Here is a 19,174-nt window from a genome sequence, read left to right on the forward strand (position 1 = left end):
CAGTATGGAAACTGTACCCCACTACCCGGTGCCTACTAACCCCACTGACACGCTCATAGTCAACGCCGACTATGCAACCGTGATCGCAGAATACGATGAACCACGTGAGAAAAATGGCGCCCATCAGAGCGAAGCGCAGCTTGAGAAACGGCTCATCGAGGTCCTAATTTCTCAGGGGTATGAATATCTGCCTATTCATACAGAAGAAGACCTGCTCACCAACCTGCGTGCACAAATTGAAATTCTTAACACACGTGACAACGAACCTCTTGCTCTTAGCGACGGTGAATGGAAGCGGCTCCTTACCGATCACATTGCTAAACCAAGTGAGGGACGTGCCGAGAAAACTCACCGCGTCCAGAAAGAACCGCGTATAGCTTTTGAACGGGATAACGGAACTACCCGCAATATTACGCTTCTAGACCGCCGGAACCCCAATAACAACCGGCTACAGGTCATCAACCAATACAGTGTGCAGGGCAGCGATGGCACCCACCCTCTGATGAACCGTTATGATGTCACCATCTTGGTTAACGGCCTTCCTATGGTGCATATCGAGCTCAAAAAACGCGGAGTGAGTATCAAAGAAGCTTTTCAACAAATAGACCGCTACCAGAAAGAAAGTTTTTGGGCGGGTTTAGGGCTATACGAATATGTGCAGCTATTCGTTATTAGTAATGGCTCGCAGACCAAATACTACTCCAACACGGTGCGGAACGCACAGGTAGCTAAATATGGAAATGCCCAAGAGCGAAATATCAAGGCAGGTACAGAGTCATTTGAATTCACAAGTTACTGGGCAGATGCACAGAACCATCGTATTACCGACCTCATCCCTTTTGCGCGAACCTTCCTCGCAAAACGAACCATCCTCAATATTATTACCCGTTATTGTGTGCTGAATACTGAGGGTACGCTTCTGGTCATGCGACCCTACCAGATCGTAGCCACTGAACGCATTATTAACCGTGTGCTCATTGCCAATAACGACCGCCGCCGCATTGGTACCCGCCAAGGGGGAGGCTTTATCTGGCACACTACCGGTTCGGGGAAGACCCTCACCAGCTTTAAAACCGCGCAATTACTGGCTGAAACGGGTCTGGTCGAAAAAGTCCTCTTCGTAGTCGATCGCAAAGATCTTGACTATCAAACCATGAAAGAATACGACGCTTTTGAGAAGGGGGCAGCAAACTCCAATAGCTCAACCCGGATTTTAAACGCACAGCTGAGTGACCCATCAAAACGCATTATCATTACTACTATTCACAAGCTCAACAGCCTAATTAAGAGCGAGACAAACCATCCGGCGTACTCCCAACGTGTGGCGATTATTTTTGATGAATGCCATCGCTCCCAATTCGGCGATATGCACCGAGCTATTACTAAACGCTTCACAAAATACAGTATTTTCGGATTCACCGGAACACCAATTTTTGACGCAAACTCTACCGGTGCACTGGGTGCTACCACCGAAAGCCTCTTTGGCGAACGTCTGCATGAATATACTGTAGTCAACGCTATCGGAGATGGTAACGTGCTGCCTTTCCGCATTGAGTACAACAATGTTAGTGCTCAATACCGTGACGTTGAGGGAAAAACCCGCGATGAAGACGAGCAGACCCGTGAACTACTAAATTCTGATGACCGTATCCGCACTATCGCGGACTACATCCTGACCAACTATGCTAAGAAAACTAACCAGGGGAGTGGGTACAACTATAAAGGTACGCAACGGCGCGGGTTTAACTCGATTCTAGCGACCAGCAGTATTGAGGCGGCACGTAAGTACTACACTCAGTTCGCTCATCTGCAGGCAGAACGTATAGCAAGTCATGATATTCGTGAAGATTCTGCGCTCAAAATAGCCATCATATACTCAAAACCAGGTGCTGCTCAGCAGGGCTTTATGAGTGAAGAAAACTTCGATACGGATGATCTGAACGACGAAGACTGGCAGCTGCTTTCGGACGCTGTGGGCGATTATAACGCTATGTTTGGGACGAGCTTCTCGCTTGAAGGAAACAGCTTTGAAAACTACTACAAGGATGTCTCTCAACGGATGAAAAACCGTGAGCTTGATCTTCTTATTGTGGTTAACATGTTCCTTACCGGGTTCGACTCCAAAACAGTTAATACTTTGTGGGTTGATAAAAACCTGCGCATGCATGGGCTTATGCAAGCCTATAGCCGTACGAACCGCATCCTTAACGCTGTTAAACCCTACGGGAATATCGTATGCTTCCGTGATCTTGAAGAAAATACGAATGAGGCGCTTGGGCTTTTCGGCGATAAAAATGCTGCAAGCACCGCTCTCATTGAACCTTACTCACAGATATACGCAGCGTACACCCAAAAAGCTACTGAGCTGCTTGAATCATTTCCTATTGGTGCTACAGGATTAGCACTGGCTAGCGAGGGCCAGAAAGCGGAGTTTGTGCAGACTCTGGGCGAAGTGCTTGATCTACATAATAAGCTCATGATGTTCGACGAATATGACGAACAGGCACAACTAATTGACGACTACACGCTCCAGGACTACACCGGAACCTACCAGGATGTACGTGCAGAAGTTGCCGAAGCGCATATTATTTTAGAGGATCCTGACGAGTTCGCAGCATCAACTGACGAGGAAGTATCCGAAGCTCAAAAAACTGTTGAGGCTTTCGAGCAGCTGGTTTTTGAAATCGACTTGGTGAAGCACCAGGAAGTCAATGTTGATTATATTCTGGAACTCGTTGCTCGCCTTCACGGTGCGGAAGATGGGGAGGAACGCGATACCATTCGCCGCTCCATCAACCGCGCGGTACATGCAAACCCCGAGTTACGCCCCAGTGAGGATATTATTCAGGGATACGTAGAAGAAGTGGTAAAGAACCCGGATGTTTACACTGATACGGCTGAAGGACTAATCCGTTATGCGTCTGGCATTCGTGAAAACGAAGAGCAAGAGCTGATCAAAACTGAGAAACTAAACCCTGAAAAAACTAAACTGTTTATGGACAGGGCCTTTGAGACAGGAGAATTCAAGACAACTGGAACTGACTTCCCGAAAATCCTGCCAAAAATACGCCGGTTTGGTGCTACAAAGAGTGCGTATGCACGCACAAAGAAACGTGTCGAAAAAGCAACCCGAGGTCTGTACGAGCGATTCCGTCCTTTCTTAGGGCGATAGCAGATGTAAAGACGTTCAAGAAACTCGTTCAGTTTGTATATAGTTTCTTTGAACTTAGAGAGCACCGGCTCGAAGATCACGCTCCCGCTGCAAATGTCCCCCCGCCTTATACATTCTCAGGGTGATCACACGTGGCAGAATCCTATGGAACACTGGCTTATAAAGTTAACACTGATAAGTATTCTCTCTGTATGTCGAAAGGTATTGAGAGTCCGTTAGCATAGGCAGAAATGAGTGACATTCCGTGAGCTAGAGCATAGAATGGGATATGGAACTGTTGGTTTCTACTTGTTAAGGACAATGATGACGAACAAGCCTTTCCCTTCCGACCTCGAAATTGCTCTCGCTGCTGAGCTTAAGCCCATCACCGAAATAGCCGCCGAGAACGGCATCAGCGAAGATCGTTTGGAACCCTACGGTAAATATGTTGCCAAGGTCCTGCTCGACGAAAGCACCAACGCAGAAACCGCCCAAAAGCGCGGTTCCAAGTACATTGTCGTTACCGCTGTAACTCCCACACCGCTCGGCGAAGGTAAGACCGCAACCTCTGTCTCGCTAGCACAGGGATTCGCCCAGACCGGACGTAAAGCTGCGCTGGCGCTTCGCCAGCCTGCCATGGGACCAACCTTCGGTATTAAAGGCGGTGCCGCTGGCGGCGGTTACTCGCAGATCGTTCCCATGGAGAAGCTAAATCTGCATCTGACCGGTGATTTCCACGCCGTTACCGCAGCCCACAACCTTTTGGCCGCCATGATCGATAACCACCTGCACCAGGGTAATGACTTGCGTCTCGACCCCCGTGCTATCGAGTGGCGCCGCGTTATCGACATGAACGACCGCTCCCTGCGCAACATCGTAGTCGGTCTGGGCGAGCGTATTGACGGCGTGCCCCGACAGACCGGATTTGATATTACCAGTGCCTCTGAAATCATGGTGATTCTTTCGCTGGCAACCTCCTTTGAGGACCTGCGCAAACGTTTGGCGAAGATTGTTATCGGTCTGAACTACGATGGTGAGGCAGTCACCGCCGCCGATTTGAAGGCTGACGGCGCAATGGCTGTTATTCTGGCGGATGCCATTAACCCCAACCTGCTTCAGACTCTCGAACACACTCCGGCACTTATTCACGCGGGCCCCTTCGGGAACATCGCTACCGGTAACTCCTCAGTTGTCGCTGACTACGTTGGCTTGGAATACTCCGACTACGTGATTACTGAGGCAGGCTTCGGGGCAGATATGGGTGCTGAGCGTTTCTTCAACGTTAAATGCCGAATCTCAGGGCTGAAGCCTGATGCTGCTGTGCTGGTTGTCACCGTACGTTCCCTCAAATCCCACTCTGGGCTGTACAAGATCGTACCGGGCAAGCCTCTGCCCGAAGGCATGCTTGAAGAGAACCCTGCCGACGTTGAAGCAGGGGCTACTAACCTGAAGAAGCACATTGAGATTGTGCGTGACTTCGGTGTGCAGCCGGTGGTGGCTATTAACGCGTTCCCCACCGATTTCGATTCTGAGCATGAAGCTATTCGCCGTATTGCCGAAGAGGCTGGCGCTCGCGTAGCTATCCATCATGGTGTTGCTGAGGGTGGCAAGGGTACGATTGACCTGGCAAATGTGGTTGCTGAGGCTTGCGACGACGTTTCGAACCTGGAGTACACCTATGATCTTGAGGATTCTCTCGAAACTAAGCTTGAGAAGGTTGCTACTAAGGTTTACGGGGCAGACGGTATCTCGATTGCTCCCGCAGCGGCAAAGCAGCTTAAGCGTTTTGCTGATTTGGGGTACTCGCATCTACCTGTGGTGATTGCCAAGACCCACCTGTCGATCTCTTCGGATGCTTCCCTCAAGGGTGCACCCACCGGCTGGACTTTGCCTGTGCGCGAGGTTCGTCTTGCCGCAGGTGCCGGTTATGTTTACGCTATTTGCGGCACGATGCGCACCATGCCCGGTCTGAGCAAGAGCCCTGCTGCAGAGCGTATTGGTTTTGATGAAAACGGTACGATGATCGGTCTTTCGTAGTGGTTTCTGGGGCATATTTCGCCCATAAAAGACGAAGGCAAGCTTGATAAGGTGCCGTGGGCATCCTCGTTATATCGGGATGCACACGGCACCTTTTCTGCGTCTTCGTGGGCTGTACCGAGGGGTAGCTTTTACTGATTTCGTGTGTGTTGCGAAAAAACCATTCAAACAGACCAATTGGTGTATAGAATCCGCATGATTACGCAGGTTTAACAATACTGTTATTTAGGGGTGTACCTTGAAAAATGGCTGTATGACGCGGAACTTCCAGAAAAAAGTTTTAGTGATTTATGCCATATAAAAATCGATAAAATCTCGATTGGTATTTAAATGCCCTGCTTTCATGTGGGGTAAAAATAACAGAACGGTTACAAATATGCGCTCAGCTTATCTAAGGTGTTTGGGGAGCAAAAACCATGTAGAAAACCGACCCAAAAGTAGGCTAGACTTGAGTTATCAAGTGATCGAAGGTTTCATGAATTGTCCTCGAGTTGCTTGTGTTTGAGTGAGTGATAGATACCCCCGGGTGTCATAAAACGACCGCGCTATGGTAGCGCGGTCGTTTTGTTTAACCAGACTTGTGCTGCTAGAAAGCCTACAGGATGTACTGGGCTACCAGCCCCGTGAACCCCATTCTTCAAGGTGTGGACGCTCGGTGCCTAATGTTGTGGAACGCCCGTGACCCGGAAGCACAATCGCTTCATCATCAAAGTTTCCAAAGAGCTTTTCAAGAACATTTGAGAAAAGTTCGCCAAACTGCGCGGAAGAATCGGTCTTGCCTACGCCGCCGGGGAAGAGCGCATCGCCGGTGAAAAGCAGGGTAGCGGGGGAGTCATCTTCCCATGTGGTCTGCACAGAATATACGATGGATCCGGGAGTATGCCCGGGAACGGAAATAGCGCGCACCTGCAGCTCTGTATCGTAAAAATCAAAAACTTCGCCGCCGTTTAACTCGTTTTCGACCGTGAAATTTTCTTGCGCACGAATGGCCTCGGCGTCCGCGGATCCTGCATAAGTAATGGCACCGGTGAGAGATTCAAGCTCGCGCAGAGCACGAATGTGGTCCCAGTGCCCATGGGTGGCCATAATGCCCGTCACGCCAAGAGCACGGCGGGGGATGGGCTCGAAATCTTCTTCAGATTCGAGAATGCGCACTCGGCGGTCGTTTTCTTCTGTAAGGGCTAGGTTTGGGCAGTCCTGCATGATTGCCTCAAGCGTGAAGGTATACAGTGCTTCCGCATCATAAGCGGGATCGATCAGCATTTGCTCGCCAGTATGGCGAATCGTGATCAGGTAGACGCTGTTATCCATGTCTGAGACGCTTAGGGCACGTACCGTAAATTCCGGATTTTCGAAGATAAGAGTTGATTCGGGATAAGTAGCCATATATCCAGTGTACTGATGCGGTGTATATCCCGTTTCTAGCGGCAGGTATAAGGGGGTAACGGGAACGAAAGTCGCCAGGAAAAAAGTTCGCCACGAGTCAAACCTGCATCATAAAGCATGCTATCCCCGCCGAAAGAGCGTAGAATGTAGATTCGAAGATAGACGAAAGGATTTTCGATGCCTCCCCGCGCTGGATCAGCAACCACCCCTTTGCAGTCAAACGACTTGAGTAGCATTCGTGTGCAGGGTGCCCGTGAGAACAACCTCAAAAATGTTGATCTTGCGATTCCACGTGACGCAATGGTGGTTTTTACAGGGCTATCGGGATCGGGTAAATCTTCACTTGCTTTTGACACCATCTTCGCAGAGGGACAACGCAGGTACGTTGAATCACTATCTTCCTACGCGCGTATGTTCCTTGGGCAGGTGGATAAGCCCGATGTTGATTTTATTGAGGGGCTATCGCCAGCGGTCTCTATCGACCAGAAATCTACTTCAAAAAACCCGCGGTCGACGGTAGGCACCATAACTGAGATTTACGATTATATGCGCCTGCTGTGGGCCCGTGTAGGACGTGCGCATTGCCCTGTCTGTGGTGAAGAAATTACCAAGCAAACCCCGCAGCAGATTGTCGATGCACTGCTGGAATACCCCGAACGTACGCGTTTGCAGGTTCTTGCCCCCGTGGTATCAGCTCGCAAAGGTGAGTTTGTTGATCTGTTCAAAGACCTGGTGACACAGGGCTATTCGCGTGCCCGGGTGGACGGAAAAACAGTTCAACTTTCGGATCCTCCTAAACTAGCGAAACAATACAAACACACCATTGACGTTGTGGTAGATCGCATCGTGATCAAGGAGGGCATCCACCAGCGACTGACCGATTCTGTGGAGACCGCACTCAGACTAGCCGATGGCCGCTTGCTCATCGAATTCGTAGATGTACAAGCAGATTCACCCGAACGTACCCGAACATTTAGTGAAAACCTTGCCTGCCCCAACAATCATCCCCTGCAGGTGGACACTATTGAGCCGCGCGCCTTCTCCTTCAACTCGCCCTTCGGCGCATGCCAAGCTTGCGATGGTATTGGCTCCAGGCTTGAAGTTGATGAGGATCTTTTAGTACCCAACCCAGACATGACTCTGGGTGAAGGTGCTATTGCTCCGTGGTCGCAGGGAAAATCTACCACCGAGTATTGGCTACGTCTTCTTGCAGGTCTCGGCGAAGAGCTCGGATTTGATCTTAACACTCCGTGGAAAGATCTTCCTGCCAAAGTTCGCAAAGCAATTCTGGAGGGCAAAGATTTTAAAGTTGAGGTCTCGTACCGCAACCGTTTTGGACGCGAACGCCGCTATACTTCCGGGTTTGAGGGTGTTAAAGCCAATATCATGCGTAAACATCAAGAAACTGAATCTGATTTTGCGCGTGATCGCTACGAACAATATATGCGTCAAGTTGCATGCCCGGTATGTCACGGTGCGCGGCTTAACCCTACTATTCTCAGCGTCAAAATTGAGGGTAAATCCATTGCGGATGTAACCGCTATGCCGCTTCGTACCGCCTTAGATTTTATGCGCGCCCTAAAGTTGACCCCTCGCGAGGCTAAGATCGCCGACCAGGTGCTCAAGGAACTAGATGCACGCCTGCAATTCCTCTTGGACGTAGGGCTCGATTACCTGACGTTATCACGTTCCGCTGGCACGCTTTCGGGCGGGGAGGCCCAGCGCATACGACTGGCAACCCAGATTGGTTCCGGGCTCGTTGGTGTGCTTTATGTGTTGGATGAGCCCTCTATAGGTTTGCACCAGCGCGATAACCGACGTCTAATCGATACCTTGACAAAGCTACGCGATATGGGAAATACCCTCATCGTAGTGGAACATGACGAAGACACGATGCGGGAAGCCGACTGGATTGTCGATGTTGGTCCAGGCGCGGGCGAACATGGCGGTGAAATCGTCCATTCGGGCACTTACAAGGAACTTTTGTCCAATAAAAAGTCGATAACCGGTGATTATATGGCGGGTCGGCGCTCTATTGAAGTTCCAAAGAAACGCCGCCCACATGACCGTAAACGTGTGTTAAAGGTCTATGGAGCTCGCGAGAACAACCTCAAAAATGTTGATGTTACCTTCCCCCTAGGTGTTTTTACCGCGATCACAGGCGTATCGGGATCGGGTAAATCAACCCTCGTGAACGATATTCTCTATACCTCACTGGCGAATAAACTCAACGGTGCAAAACAGGTTCCAGGACGGCACAAGAAGGTAGACGGTCTGGAACATCTGGATAAGGTTATTCACGTTGACCAATCGCCTATTGGGCGTACCCCGCGGTCAAATCCCGCGACGTACACCGGTGTATTCGACCATATTCGTAAGCTCTTTGCCGAGACGAATGAGGCTAAAATGCGCGGATATACGCCCGGGCGGTTCTCGTTCAACGTTAAAGGCGGTCGATGCGAAGCATGCTCGGGTGACGGTACCCTCAAGATTGAGATGAACTTCTTGCCGGATGTGTATGTGCCCTGTGAAACCTGCCAGGGAAAACGCTATAATCGCGAAACCCTCGAAGTGCATTACAAAGGTAAGACTATTTCTGATGTGCTTGAAATGCCGGTTGAAGAAGCTGCAGAATTTTTTGCGGCCTTCACCCCGATCGCTCGGCACTTAAACACGCTGGTTGATGTGGGGCTTGGCTACATTCGTCTAGGGCAGCCCGCAACCACGCTTTCAGGTGGTGAGGCGCAGCGCGTGAAACTTGCCGCAGAGCTGCAGAAGCGTTCTAACGGTCGTTCGATCTACGTGCTTGATGAGCCTACAACAGGTCTGCATTTTGAGGATATCCGTAAGCTCTTAACTGTGCTTCAGTCTCTTGTTGACAAGGGCAATACCGTTATTACAATTGAACACAACCTTGATGTCATTAAATGTGCTGACTGGATTATTGATATGGGTCCGGAAGGTGGCGACGGTGGAGGCACCGTAATCGCCGAAGGAACGCCTGAAGACGTCGCACAGGTCGAGGAGTCTCATACCGGACGTTTCATCAAGGAACTTTTGGTATGAGTGATATTTCAGGTGATCATCCGCGAGCGCAAATGCGCGGTGCTGTAACAACTCTCGACAGAGTACGCCATATTCTTGCTGCTCAGTTAGAGGCAGATTTCTGTTTACCTGCGGGAGCTATCTCTCAAGCACAGAATCTGGGTGCTGAGGTCTTGAGTGCACTGCAGCTTCCAGCGGAAGAGATGAGCGCATCCCGCCGCCGCAACGCTGATACCTGGGAACTTCGGGTAGGTAACTATCTGGGCGTGGGGTTGCTTTGCGCAAAGTATCCCCGGGTTTTGAAAACGGCCACTGAGTATATGCGTGGGGATCTCTCAAATTGGCTGGGCGATTATGCACCGTTACGCCAGCTGAATGAACTCTTGACCCCTTACAGCCAGCAGGTGAGCGGAACAAGCGTATATTACACGCCTTCACGTAACCTGCTTGAATCTGTGGTTCCGCCGGATGTTTCGGCGCAAGAGGTTAAATGTGCGGTACCTGGAATCGGTATGATGCGCCGGGTAGATAGCGGGACGCTTCGAGAATCCTTACGGCAACATATTTGCGGTCTTCACACGGTGATGACGGTACCGAACGCTTCGGCAGATGCTTTAGAGGCAGACGAAGATGATATGGCAGCTTCGGAACTCTCGGTACGAATAGAGCTCCTTCAACCTGAGCAGTACGAGCGTTTTCGCGGTGATCCACGGTATGCGAACGCTTTAGGGTTTAGCAAACGTCGTCCCGATATTACGGTCCTTGCCGCGTTTGACTCTGACGCCGACCTTGCTTTGGCGGATCCTTTAGCAATGGCGGGTGCAAGTGACGATTCGCCACTGATGCGTCAAATCGGTATTGATGTGCTGCCACAGGTGCGACAACGCAGGCTTGCTGCGCGTCTTGTATATGAACTTTCCCGAATGGTTCTTGCCGATGGGTATGTTCCGTTTTATGGGACCAGCCCTTCACATGTGCTCTCACAGCGCGTGGCTTTGGCGGCCGGGTTCATCCCTACATGGTGGGAGTTTGTCTCAACGAGCATGCACGATATGCCGCTCGATGTAGCATCGTAAGGTTTGTAAAATTTTCGGCGAGAGTCAGAGAATTTCAGTGAGCGCCCACAACACAGGGTTGGTCTTTCAGAAACTTACCCGAAGACCAACCCCGCATTTCTCACAAGATTTACTAGGAGTTCTCAAGCTCCGCACCGTTAGATACGATCACTCGACGGTACCATTCAAAAGACTTCTTACGGTAGCGGGAGAGTGACCCCGAACCGTCGTCATGACGATCTACATAGACGAAACCGTAGCGTTTCGACATCTGCGCTGTAGACGCCGAAACCATGTCGATACAGCCCCACGTAGTGTAACCGAGTAGCTGCACGCCATCGGCAATAGCTTCGCGCACCTGTTCCAGGTGTGCCCGCAGATAATCGATACGGTAATCGTCGATCACGGTCATTTCACCATCGACCTCAACAAGTTCGTCGCGTGCGCCTAAGCCGTTCTCGACGATGAAGAGCGGTTTCTGCCAGCGGTCCCAGTACTGGTTGAGTACAATACGCAGCCCGACAGGATCGATCTGCCATCCCCACTCGGAAGCAGTCAATGTCGGGTTAGATACTCCACCGAGAATATTTCCTTCGCTGCTTTCGCCGCAGCTTGGGTCGCTGCTGGCACAGGTGGACATGTAGTAGCTGAATGAGACAAAATCGACTGTATTTTTGAGGTCTTCCCGATCTTGTTCGGTAATGTTGAGCTCGATACCTTTTTCGTGGAGCATGCGTAGGAAATATCCGGGGTAGGTTCCACGAACGTGCACGTCGCCGAAGGTAAAGTTCGCGTGTTCGGCGTGCAGGGCGGCGAGCGCATCCTGGGGTGATGGTGTGAGCGGATAGGTTGGCATTGCTAAAATCATGCAGCCAATCTGGGCTTGAGGTGCGAGCTCGCGGGCAGCACGGGTAGCGCGCGCTGAGGCGACAAGCTCGTGATGAATTGCTCGGTAGAGGTCTTGCTCACTCAGCTGTTCTTTGGGGGTGTTAATACCGCCAGACATAAACGGTAGATGCAGTACCGAATTGATTTCATTGAAAGTGAGCCAGTATTTTACCCGGTTGCCGTAGCGCTCAAAGAGTACCCGGCAGTATCGTTCGTAGAAGTCGATAAGATCGCGGCTTACCCAGCCGTTGTATTGTTCTGCAAGGTAAAGCGGTGTTTCGTAGTGGCTGATAGTGATAAGCGGTTCGATGCCGTATTTTTCAAGTTCATCAAGCACACGGTCGTAGAAGGCGAGACCTTCCTCATTCGGTTCTGTTTCATCACCGTTTGGGAAGACACGTGACCAAGCGACGGAGAACCGGAATACTTTGAACCCCATGTCCGCAAGGAGAGCGATGTCTTCGGGGTAGCGGTGGTAGAAATCGGTGCCCTCAAGTTTGAGGTTATCGGGTGTGGGCGCGGCACTTCGTGGGTTCAGCCCTCCGTGAGGAAGCACATCCTGAATACTAGGACCCTTGCCGCCTTCATCCCAGGCACCTTCACACTGGTTGGCTGCGGAGGCTCCGCCCCATAGAAAATTTGGGGGAAACGCGCCGTGCAGGTGGGGTTTGATGATGGGCAGCGATTGGGCGTCATGCGTGAAATGCTGGTCTTGATGCATGGGGCTCTCCCGTAGATGGCGGACAGTTAATGCTTAGATGGGGAATACGTATATGGCGGATAGAACACATCGCCGTTGTTGTACAACAACCCTAACAGCTTTAGCGCATATTCTTGCAGGGATGCGCAGTAAGATTACGGAAGATGGCTTAAGTTTCAACGCTAGACCCCTGGTGTATCGGCTTTGTTTACGTCACGCTGTATCGAGTGCTTATGGGTGTGGGCAGAATGCAGAATGTCGGCAGAAATAAAAAGCTCCGTGCGCTGAATCCTAGAAAAAGATTCAGTGCACGGAGATTATTGGGCTGAATAGAATCGGAAGAGCTTAGCGAGCGTTCACTAGGGAGTAGCGTATCCGAGAGCGAATAGCCACGCGGTGCCCACAACACCCCAGATAATAATATTTACGAGCGAAGATAAGAAGCCCAGCTTGAACCATTCACCCACACTGAAATACCCTGATCCGTAGTACACTCCTGCCGGTCCAGAGGCATAGTGAGTGATACCGCCGATAAGGTTGCCGGTAAAGCCGAGGAAAAGTGCGGCGAACATTGGGGGAGTACCCGCCGAAATTGCTGCCCCCAGGAACACAGCATAGAGGGCGACAATCTGCGCGGTGTTAGAAGCAAACATGTAGTGAATGTAGAAGTACACCAGAATCAGAATGCCAAAGGCGAGCGGCCAGGACATACCCGCGACGCTGTGTGCGGCGCGGTCACCTACCCAATCAACAACCTTGAGCTTCTTGAGCTGATCCGCCATGCCCACAAGCACCGCGAAGAAAATGAGGGTGGACCAAGCACTGGAGTTATTCGCCATATCTTTCCAGGTGAGCACTTTAGTCACAAGAAGAATTGCGATGCCGAAGAAAGCTGCACTGGTCGCGCTAATACCCCAGGACGTGCCGCCAATCCATAGGGCTAACAGCAGTACGAAGGTACCGAGCATAATCCACTCCGACACGCTTAAGGGGCCCATCTCGGCAAGCTCTTTGCGTGCATGGTCGGGAGCATCAGGGGTGTGCTTGATGGTCGGCGGGTATACCTTCGAGATAAACCAAGGCATAACGGCAAGGGCAATCAGGCCGGGGGCTAATGCGGCAAGCGCCCAGGTGCCCCAGTCCAGATGCAGTCCTTTTTCTTGAGCAAATTTTTGAGCCAGCGGGTTACCAGCCATTGCTGTCACGAACATTGCGGCGGTGATGGTATTGACCTGCGCCTCAGTCATGAGCAGATAAGAGCCTAGCTTGCGGCGTTTCTCGGGGGTCTCGTTGGTAGAGCCGTTCACCTCAGCAAGAGAGCGAATAATCGGGTAAATCACGCCACCCGCGCGAGCCGTATTTGAAGGAGTAGCCGGTGCAAGCACGAGGTCTGTGATCGCCATGCCGTACGAAAGCCCGAGGGAAGACTTACCGAGCATGCGCACAAACAATAGGGCGATGCGCTTTCCTAACCCAGTAATGAGGAACCCATCGGCAATAAAGAACGCGGCAACAATAATCCAGATTGAGTCGTTGCCGAAGCCTTTAAGCGCTTCTTCTTTCGCATTCATGGTACCGGTGATCATTGCGGCACCGAGACCAATAAGCGCCACCGATGGGGTTGGCAGCGGCTGGAAGATAAGACCTAGGATAGTACCGGCAAAGATAGCGAGCATATGCATGCCACGTGGTTCCACCCCTGGGGGTACGGGAATAAACCAGATGGCTACAGTAACCGCGAGAATCACCGCAACTTTGACGATGAGAGCAGTATTAGCCTGCTTGGATTTTTCGGGAGGTTGCGATTGCTCATTGCGAGCGGTGGCATCGGGTTCGGATGTCGAGGACGATTGGCTCATGTCCGTACTCCTTTGAAACGAAACTTGATAGGCGCACACGTGCAGTGTGCATACGGTTTCGTCAGCGTTCTTATGCTGTGAATGTGTTGGTATCTGATGGTTTATGTGGGAATACCGTTCAGACGTTTTAAGTTTACGTCTAGACTCACCTTTCAGAAAAGGGTTTGCCCGCAAAAACACAGGGCTGCTTTGGTTTCCCTTACTTTCGCTGAACAGTCGGGAATGATGGGCCAACCCGGTAGAATAAAATCCGTGGAAATCCTTCGTGAACAAGGCCCAAAATCCGGTGAGCTCCTAATGCACCACGACGATACCGTGGCAATGCTGCGCGAGGTCGCAGCAGGAAAACGCCCCGCAACCCTGCGCATCTATCAGCCGAACCCTACCGTCGCCTTCGGCCGTCGCGATGAGCTCAATCCAGGATTTACCGCCGCCGCGCAGGCGTGCCGTGATCTTGGGTACGACATACTCGTGCGTAAAGTAGGCGGTCACGCGGCCGCCTACCACACCGGCTGCCTCGTCATCGATCATTTTCAGCCCGCCGAAGACGCAAAAACCGGCAACAACCTGCGTTACAAACTTTTCGGAGAAATGTACGCTCAAGCCCTGCAACTCGTCGGGGTGGATGCGGCAGTCGGCGAAATCCCCCAAGAATATTGCCCCGGAGAATACTCCGTATACGTCCGACTAGGCGGTGAACACTCCGGGGAACGCATCAAACTTGTGGGGACCGCACAGCGCGTTATTCAGGGTGGCTGGTGGTTCAGCACCGGAATCGTTGTATATAACTCGGCATCTCTACGCGAGATTACCTCGCGAGTATACGATGCTCTCGGCATGCCCCTTAACCCTGCAACTGTAGGTGCCGCCGAAGACGCAAACCCCGCTCTGCTCATGGAAGACCTCGAAGACGCAATTTTAGAGATTTATGCACAGAATGGCTTCAAATAGCCGTTATGCACCAAGGCAGCGTTCCCGCCTTATGTCCGCTAAAACTATCGGCGGTTCCCACATAATCCATGCAGCTGCACGGCACCCCTAGCAAGACAATAAAGATAAGTTCACCGTAGACTGGTAATACGACCGCCATCACACCTCAAGGAGAGCATATGCGCTGGGGACAAATCCAAAACGACAAAGGCCGCCGCGCCGTCTGCATGCACGAAGACACCATCTATGAACTCCCCGCAAAACTCTCACCCCTACTCCAGTTCTACAGCCGTTACCGCACCAACTTCGGCGACCCTGCCAACGCGGCGAGTATCCTCCGTGAAAACGGTGCTACAACACTAGGACACGGCGAAGAACTCTGGAATACCCTACCTTTTGTACGACCGCTGGATCGCCCTGGAAAAGTCCTTTGTGCTGGGCTCAACTACAGCGATCACGCCGAAGAAATGGGACTCGAAATCCCGAAGTATCCCACCATCTTCACGAAATATCCAAACGCGCTCATCGGCCCCAACGAAGAAATTCAGATGCCTTCTGCAAACGAAACCGGAAGCACAAAAATAGACTGGGAGGTCGAACTTTGCCTTGTTATTGGGCAAAAGATGCGCCGGGTAGACGACGAAGAAGCGCTCGCTGGACTGCTGGGGTACACCATTTTCAACGATGTTTCGGTGCGCGACTGGCAGGGACGCACCAGCGAATGGTTTCAGGGTAAAAACTGGGATAGCATGACACCGTTTGGTCCCTATATTGTTGCGACGGACGAACTTGACCCTACCCGCGGACTTGAGCTTACCTGCGAAATTGATGGTGAGATACGTCAGCACGGTAATACCTCTGACATGATTTTTACTTCTGCACAGCTTATCTCATATATTTCGCAGTTCATGACCCTAGAACCTGGCGACCTCATCGCTACCGGAACTCCCGCCGGAGTAGGGCTTTCACTGCACCCACGGAACTGGCTTAAGCCTGGGCAGACTCTAGTAACCCGCATTGAAGGAATTGGCGCTATCAGTAACAGGTGCTCGCAGCCTTATAGCGGATAAGACAAGGTTTATTCAGATGGTTGGGTAAACGCTGCAAAAAATGCAGTCTTGTATGGTCTGCGCTTTCGTTCTCCGCTTTGTATTTAAGGTACCTGCATCCTCACCCATGTAAAGGAGAGGATGCAGGTACTTTTGTTGACCTGAACCTTTGTGCGCGATAGGGGATGTTAGGAAACGTAACTTAAGGTTTGACAGAGAAGAGTGCCTGCTAGAGTGAGAATAAACGGAAACGATGGGGCACATAGTCTAAGAGGACTGTGATGTTTTGGGCAGTCCATATTTCATGTAAAGGAGGAAAACGCCTAGTCAGTACGTTAATGTCATAATTTGGTGAGAAGTTTGTAGCGTATTGACCTATAAAAAGGCGTTTATATAAAATTATGTTTATGGATAACGGTTCAGGTCAGACGGAACCACGAGACTGGGAACAAGAATTCGGTGCATCCGTAGCAATTTTCTCAGCACTCGCTAATCCGTTAAGACTTGCGATTGCACACCATCTGGTGGAGCGTCCACATAGTGTGAGCGAACTGCATACCTGCTTGGGTATTTCGCAGCCGCTCGCCTCGCATCATTTGCGCATCCTTCGAGAGGCGCATGTTGTTGAAGGGGAGCAGCACGGCAGAACCACTATCTACAAATTGTTAGACCACCACATCAGTCACATTGTGAAGGATGTGCACGAACACACGAAACACACCGGCGATTAGCTCGGTTTATCTGAGGAGAGATCATGACCACCGTTGCACCCCACCGTCATTCCGAAAGCCATGCACATACCCACGGACCTGCATGTGGTCACCAGGCAGTCATTCACTTAGATCACGTAGACTACCTGCATGACGGGCACGCACACCGCGAGCACGAAGGACACTACGATGAGTGCAACGTATGCTCCTGCGGCAACTGCTCTGACCTGTGCGTCAACTGCACCTGTGATAACTGCACCTGCCCTACGTGTAACCATGCGGTTTGCGAATGCGCACACTGCAATGATTCTTGCGCCAACTGCGCATGTGATGACTGCGCATGCCCCACATGCCAGCACGCAGCATAAGCAATTTTTAGACTATAAACCCGCTCGGCGTACTCTATGAGGATGCGCCGGGCGGGTTTTGTATAAGGGTCTCTGTTGTATTCAAAGTGTATAGGTGCAATTCTTAGGGGTAGTTCTGTGTGGAAGTTGAGTTTTTAAATGTAAACTCGAAAGTCTAATATCTTTAATGTTTTGAATAAAATCCACAGAGTTGTTTATTAATAAATGGTTATATACGTCGAGGGTAAATGGCTAAATATTTTGAATCATCGTAGAGTAATAGATATGACTTCTTCTGATTCCATTTAGTACGTGCAAATAAGCTGTTCCATTGGAGGAATGGCGCATGGAACGTGTGGTTTTCAGAATTGGTCTTATCTTATTCACCCAGCCACAATTATTTTGAGGATGTGTTCATCGATGAATACTCGTATCCCTGTTTTGTCTCGCCGTGCCCTTATGGGCACTTTAAGCATTTCTGGGTTTGCTGTGTTGTTATCTGCGTGTGGGGAAGATGCAAAACCAGCTGGAACGTCTGTTGAGAGCCCGAGTTCTTCTAGTGCGGAAAGTGCTGGTGCTTCTGGTTCTGCTTCTGTTTCCTCAAGTGAGAATCCGTCGCCGTCGTCGAGTGTGTCGCCGCATTATTCGGGGAACTCGAAAGCTCCGGAGGGGGAGTATCGTCCTGCGGATTTTTATGGTCCTGCGCAGAATGTCCCGAAACCGAAGACGGAGGAGGGGTATACGAATGCTTCCTTAGAAGGGATGCGCAAGACGGTGCAGGCGTGGACGGAGTGGCGTAATTATGGCATGCAAACTGGAGATTATAGCGAGGCGAAGAAACTCATTAGTAAAGACTTTACCAATGAGAAAAAATCCTATGATTTCGACTCTGGCCTTTATAAGAAAGGTGGCTGGATCATGGGTGGAGACAGTCACAAGTATGAGTTCCACGGCGAACCTATCAACCAGGGCAACGGAAAATACGAGTGGAAATTCTTTCTAGTATGGTCTCATGTTATATACGTTGAAGCGAACGGGAAAGATTACCGGGAAGTATCAAATAAAGACTATGAAGATAATTGGTACACTCTCTCACTTCATCATGATGGTAATCGTTGGCTTATTGATAACGTATCCCCTATCGAGCTGGATAAAAAGTAGGTTCAAGAAATCATGAGAACTAGAGCTTTTCCACTCCTAACAGCCTTCATCCTGCTCTGTGCACCTTTGGATTTCTACACATTAGCTGTAGCTGATGTTGTGTGTGGTAATTCAAATACATACTGGTGTTCTGAACAAGAGGAGACTTACACGTATCGGTGGAATAAACAGGGGCAGAATGCTCAGCCTGTTGATAATTCCCATCAAGGTGACGAGAGCATACAAATGGACCAAGGAGAACTGGCCAGGCGAGAAGAAGAACATCAGCGGTGGTATGTGGAGCATCATCATGGTGAGTTTGGGTTTACCCAGGATAAGAATGGTACTGATAAGTCGTTCGGGTTTGATGTCGCTAATGACGGCTCGTACTGCCTCAGTCGTGATGGTCATGCTGGCACGTTTGAGAAAGCCCCAAAGACCGGGCGTGCTATCCCGGATATGATCAATGAGCTCTATGGAAACAAATGCACCCTGAACGACCTGGAAGCAGCACAGCAGGCCCAGGGTGAGTACGAGCGGATTATCACCGAGATGCGCACCCATTTGCTGGAGCTGATCCCGGCACATCCGCATCTGACCCTGGATAGTGTTCATCCGCCGCATACGAGTAAGGGTGAGGAAACGAATTTCTACACCACTTTAGAGGGCAGCAGTAATATTTTTGAAGGAGACCTACCTATCGGGCATACCAGGATTCGGGCGGTTCCGGTGGCGTATCGGTATGAGTATGGAGACGGGCAGGAGCTGAGAACTCATCAAGCTGGTACACCCCGAAGCAGCAGCAGTAGTAGTACCACCACTTCCTCCTCTTCGGGGGTGAAGGAGACGTCGACGAGTTATGCGTATCCGCAGGTGG

The 19,174-nt window shown here is 50.8% G+C and carries 12 protein-coding genes and 1 pseudogene; 10 read left to right on the forward strand and 3 right to left on the reverse strand.

Going from position 1 to position 19,174, the window contains the following annotated elements:
* The first annotated feature begins 4 nt into the window (after nt 1-4).
* Complete coding sequence (locus HMPREF2981_RS08400) at nt 5-3,172, forward strand: type I restriction endonuclease subunit R (protein ID WP_070662310.1); 3,168 nt, start codon at nt 5-7, stop codon at nt 3,170-3,172.
* Nucleotides 3,173-3,475: 303 nt separating this feature from the next.
* Nucleotides 3,476-5,188 (forward strand): formate--tetrahydrofolate ligase, encoded by a 1,713-nt coding sequence (locus HMPREF2981_RS08405; RefSeq protein WP_041321801.1) that lies wholly within the window; start codon nt 3,476-3,478, stop codon nt 5,186-5,188.
* Nucleotides 5,189-5,800: 612 nt separating this feature from the next.
* Here HMPREF2981_RS08405 and HMPREF2981_RS08410 read toward each other — a convergent pair.
* On the reverse strand, nt 5,801-6,574 hold the full coding sequence (locus tag HMPREF2981_RS08410) for an MBL fold metallo-hydrolase (protein WP_070662313.1): 774 nt from the start codon (nt 6,572-6,574) through the stop codon (nt 5,801-5,803).
* A 177-nt stretch (nt 6,575-6,751) separates the two neighbouring features.
* Here HMPREF2981_RS08410 and uvrA point away from each other — a divergent pair, with 177 nt between their 5' ends.
* Both uvrA and HMPREF2981_RS08420 read left to right on the forward strand, forming a co-directional pair.
* On the forward strand, nt 6,752-9,640 hold the full coding sequence (gene uvrA, locus HMPREF2981_RS08415; protein ID WP_070662316.1) for an excinuclease ABC subunit UvrA: 2,889 nt from the start codon (nt 6,752-6,754) through the stop codon (nt 9,638-9,640).
* Entirely contained in the window at nt 9,637-10,695 is a 1,059-nt protein-coding gene (locus tag HMPREF2981_RS08420) for an aminoglycoside 6'-acetyltransferase (RefSeq protein WP_070662319.1), read from the forward strand. The genes uvrA and HMPREF2981_RS08420 overlap by 4 nt, the downstream gene beginning before the upstream one ends.
* A 112-nt stretch (nt 10,696-10,807) precedes the next feature.
* Here the strand turns inward: HMPREF2981_RS08420 and HMPREF2981_RS08425 are convergent, their stop codons facing one another.
* Entirely contained in the window at nt 10,808-12,283 is a 1,476-nt protein-coding gene (locus HMPREF2981_RS08425; RefSeq protein WP_070662321.1) for a glycoside hydrolase family 1 protein, read from the reverse strand.
* A gap of 338 nt (nt 12,284-12,621) precedes the next feature.
* A complete protein-coding gene (locus HMPREF2981_RS08430) occupies nt 12,622-14,121 on the reverse strand; it encodes an anion permease (RefSeq protein WP_070662324.1) in 1,500 nt (499 codons plus the stop codon).
* A gap of 252 nt (nt 14,122-14,373) precedes the next feature.
* Between HMPREF2981_RS08430 and HMPREF2981_RS08435 the strand changes: the two genes are divergently transcribed.
* The 6 genes and pseudogenes from HMPREF2981_RS08435 to HMPREF2981_RS08455 all read left to right on the forward strand — a co-directional run.
* Entirely contained in the window at nt 14,374-15,072 is a 699-nt protein-coding gene (locus HMPREF2981_RS08435) for a lipoate--protein ligase family protein (RefSeq protein WP_070662327.1), read from the forward strand.
* A gap of 158 nt (nt 15,073-15,230) precedes the next feature.
* Nucleotides 15,231-16,121 (forward strand): fumarylacetoacetate hydrolase family protein, encoded by an 891-nt coding sequence (locus HMPREF2981_RS08440; RefSeq protein WP_070662329.1) that lies wholly within the window; start codon nt 15,231-15,233, stop codon nt 16,119-16,121.
* A 386-nt stretch (nt 16,122-16,507) separates the two neighbouring features.
* Complete coding sequence (locus HMPREF2981_RS08445; protein WP_238382359.1) at nt 16,508-16,831, forward strand: ArsR/SmtB family transcription factor; 324 nt, start codon at nt 16,508-16,510, stop codon at nt 16,829-16,831.
* 168 nt (nt 16,832-16,999) lie between these two features.
* Nucleotides 17,000-17,218, forward strand: a complete 219-nt coding sequence (locus tag HMPREF2981_RS10935) for a hypothetical protein (RefSeq protein WP_210398824.1) — start codon at nt 17,000-17,002, stop codon at nt 17,216-17,218.
* Nucleotides 17,219-17,577: 359 nt separating this feature from the next.
* Entirely contained in the window at nt 17,578-18,318 is a 741-nt protein-coding gene (locus tag HMPREF2981_RS08450) for a DUF6318 family protein (RefSeq protein WP_070662332.1), read from the forward strand.
* Nucleotides 18,319-18,543: 225 nt separating this feature from the next.
* Nucleotides 18,544-19,174: pseudogene (locus HMPREF2981_RS08455) on the forward strand (hypothetical protein); the annotation flags it as partial.

Origin of the sequence: Rothia sp. HMSC069C01, from assembly GCF_001814655.1 — a bacterium.
Classification (GTDB): Bacteria; Actinomycetota; Actinomycetes; order Actinomycetales; family Micrococcaceae; genus Rothia; species Rothia dentocariosa.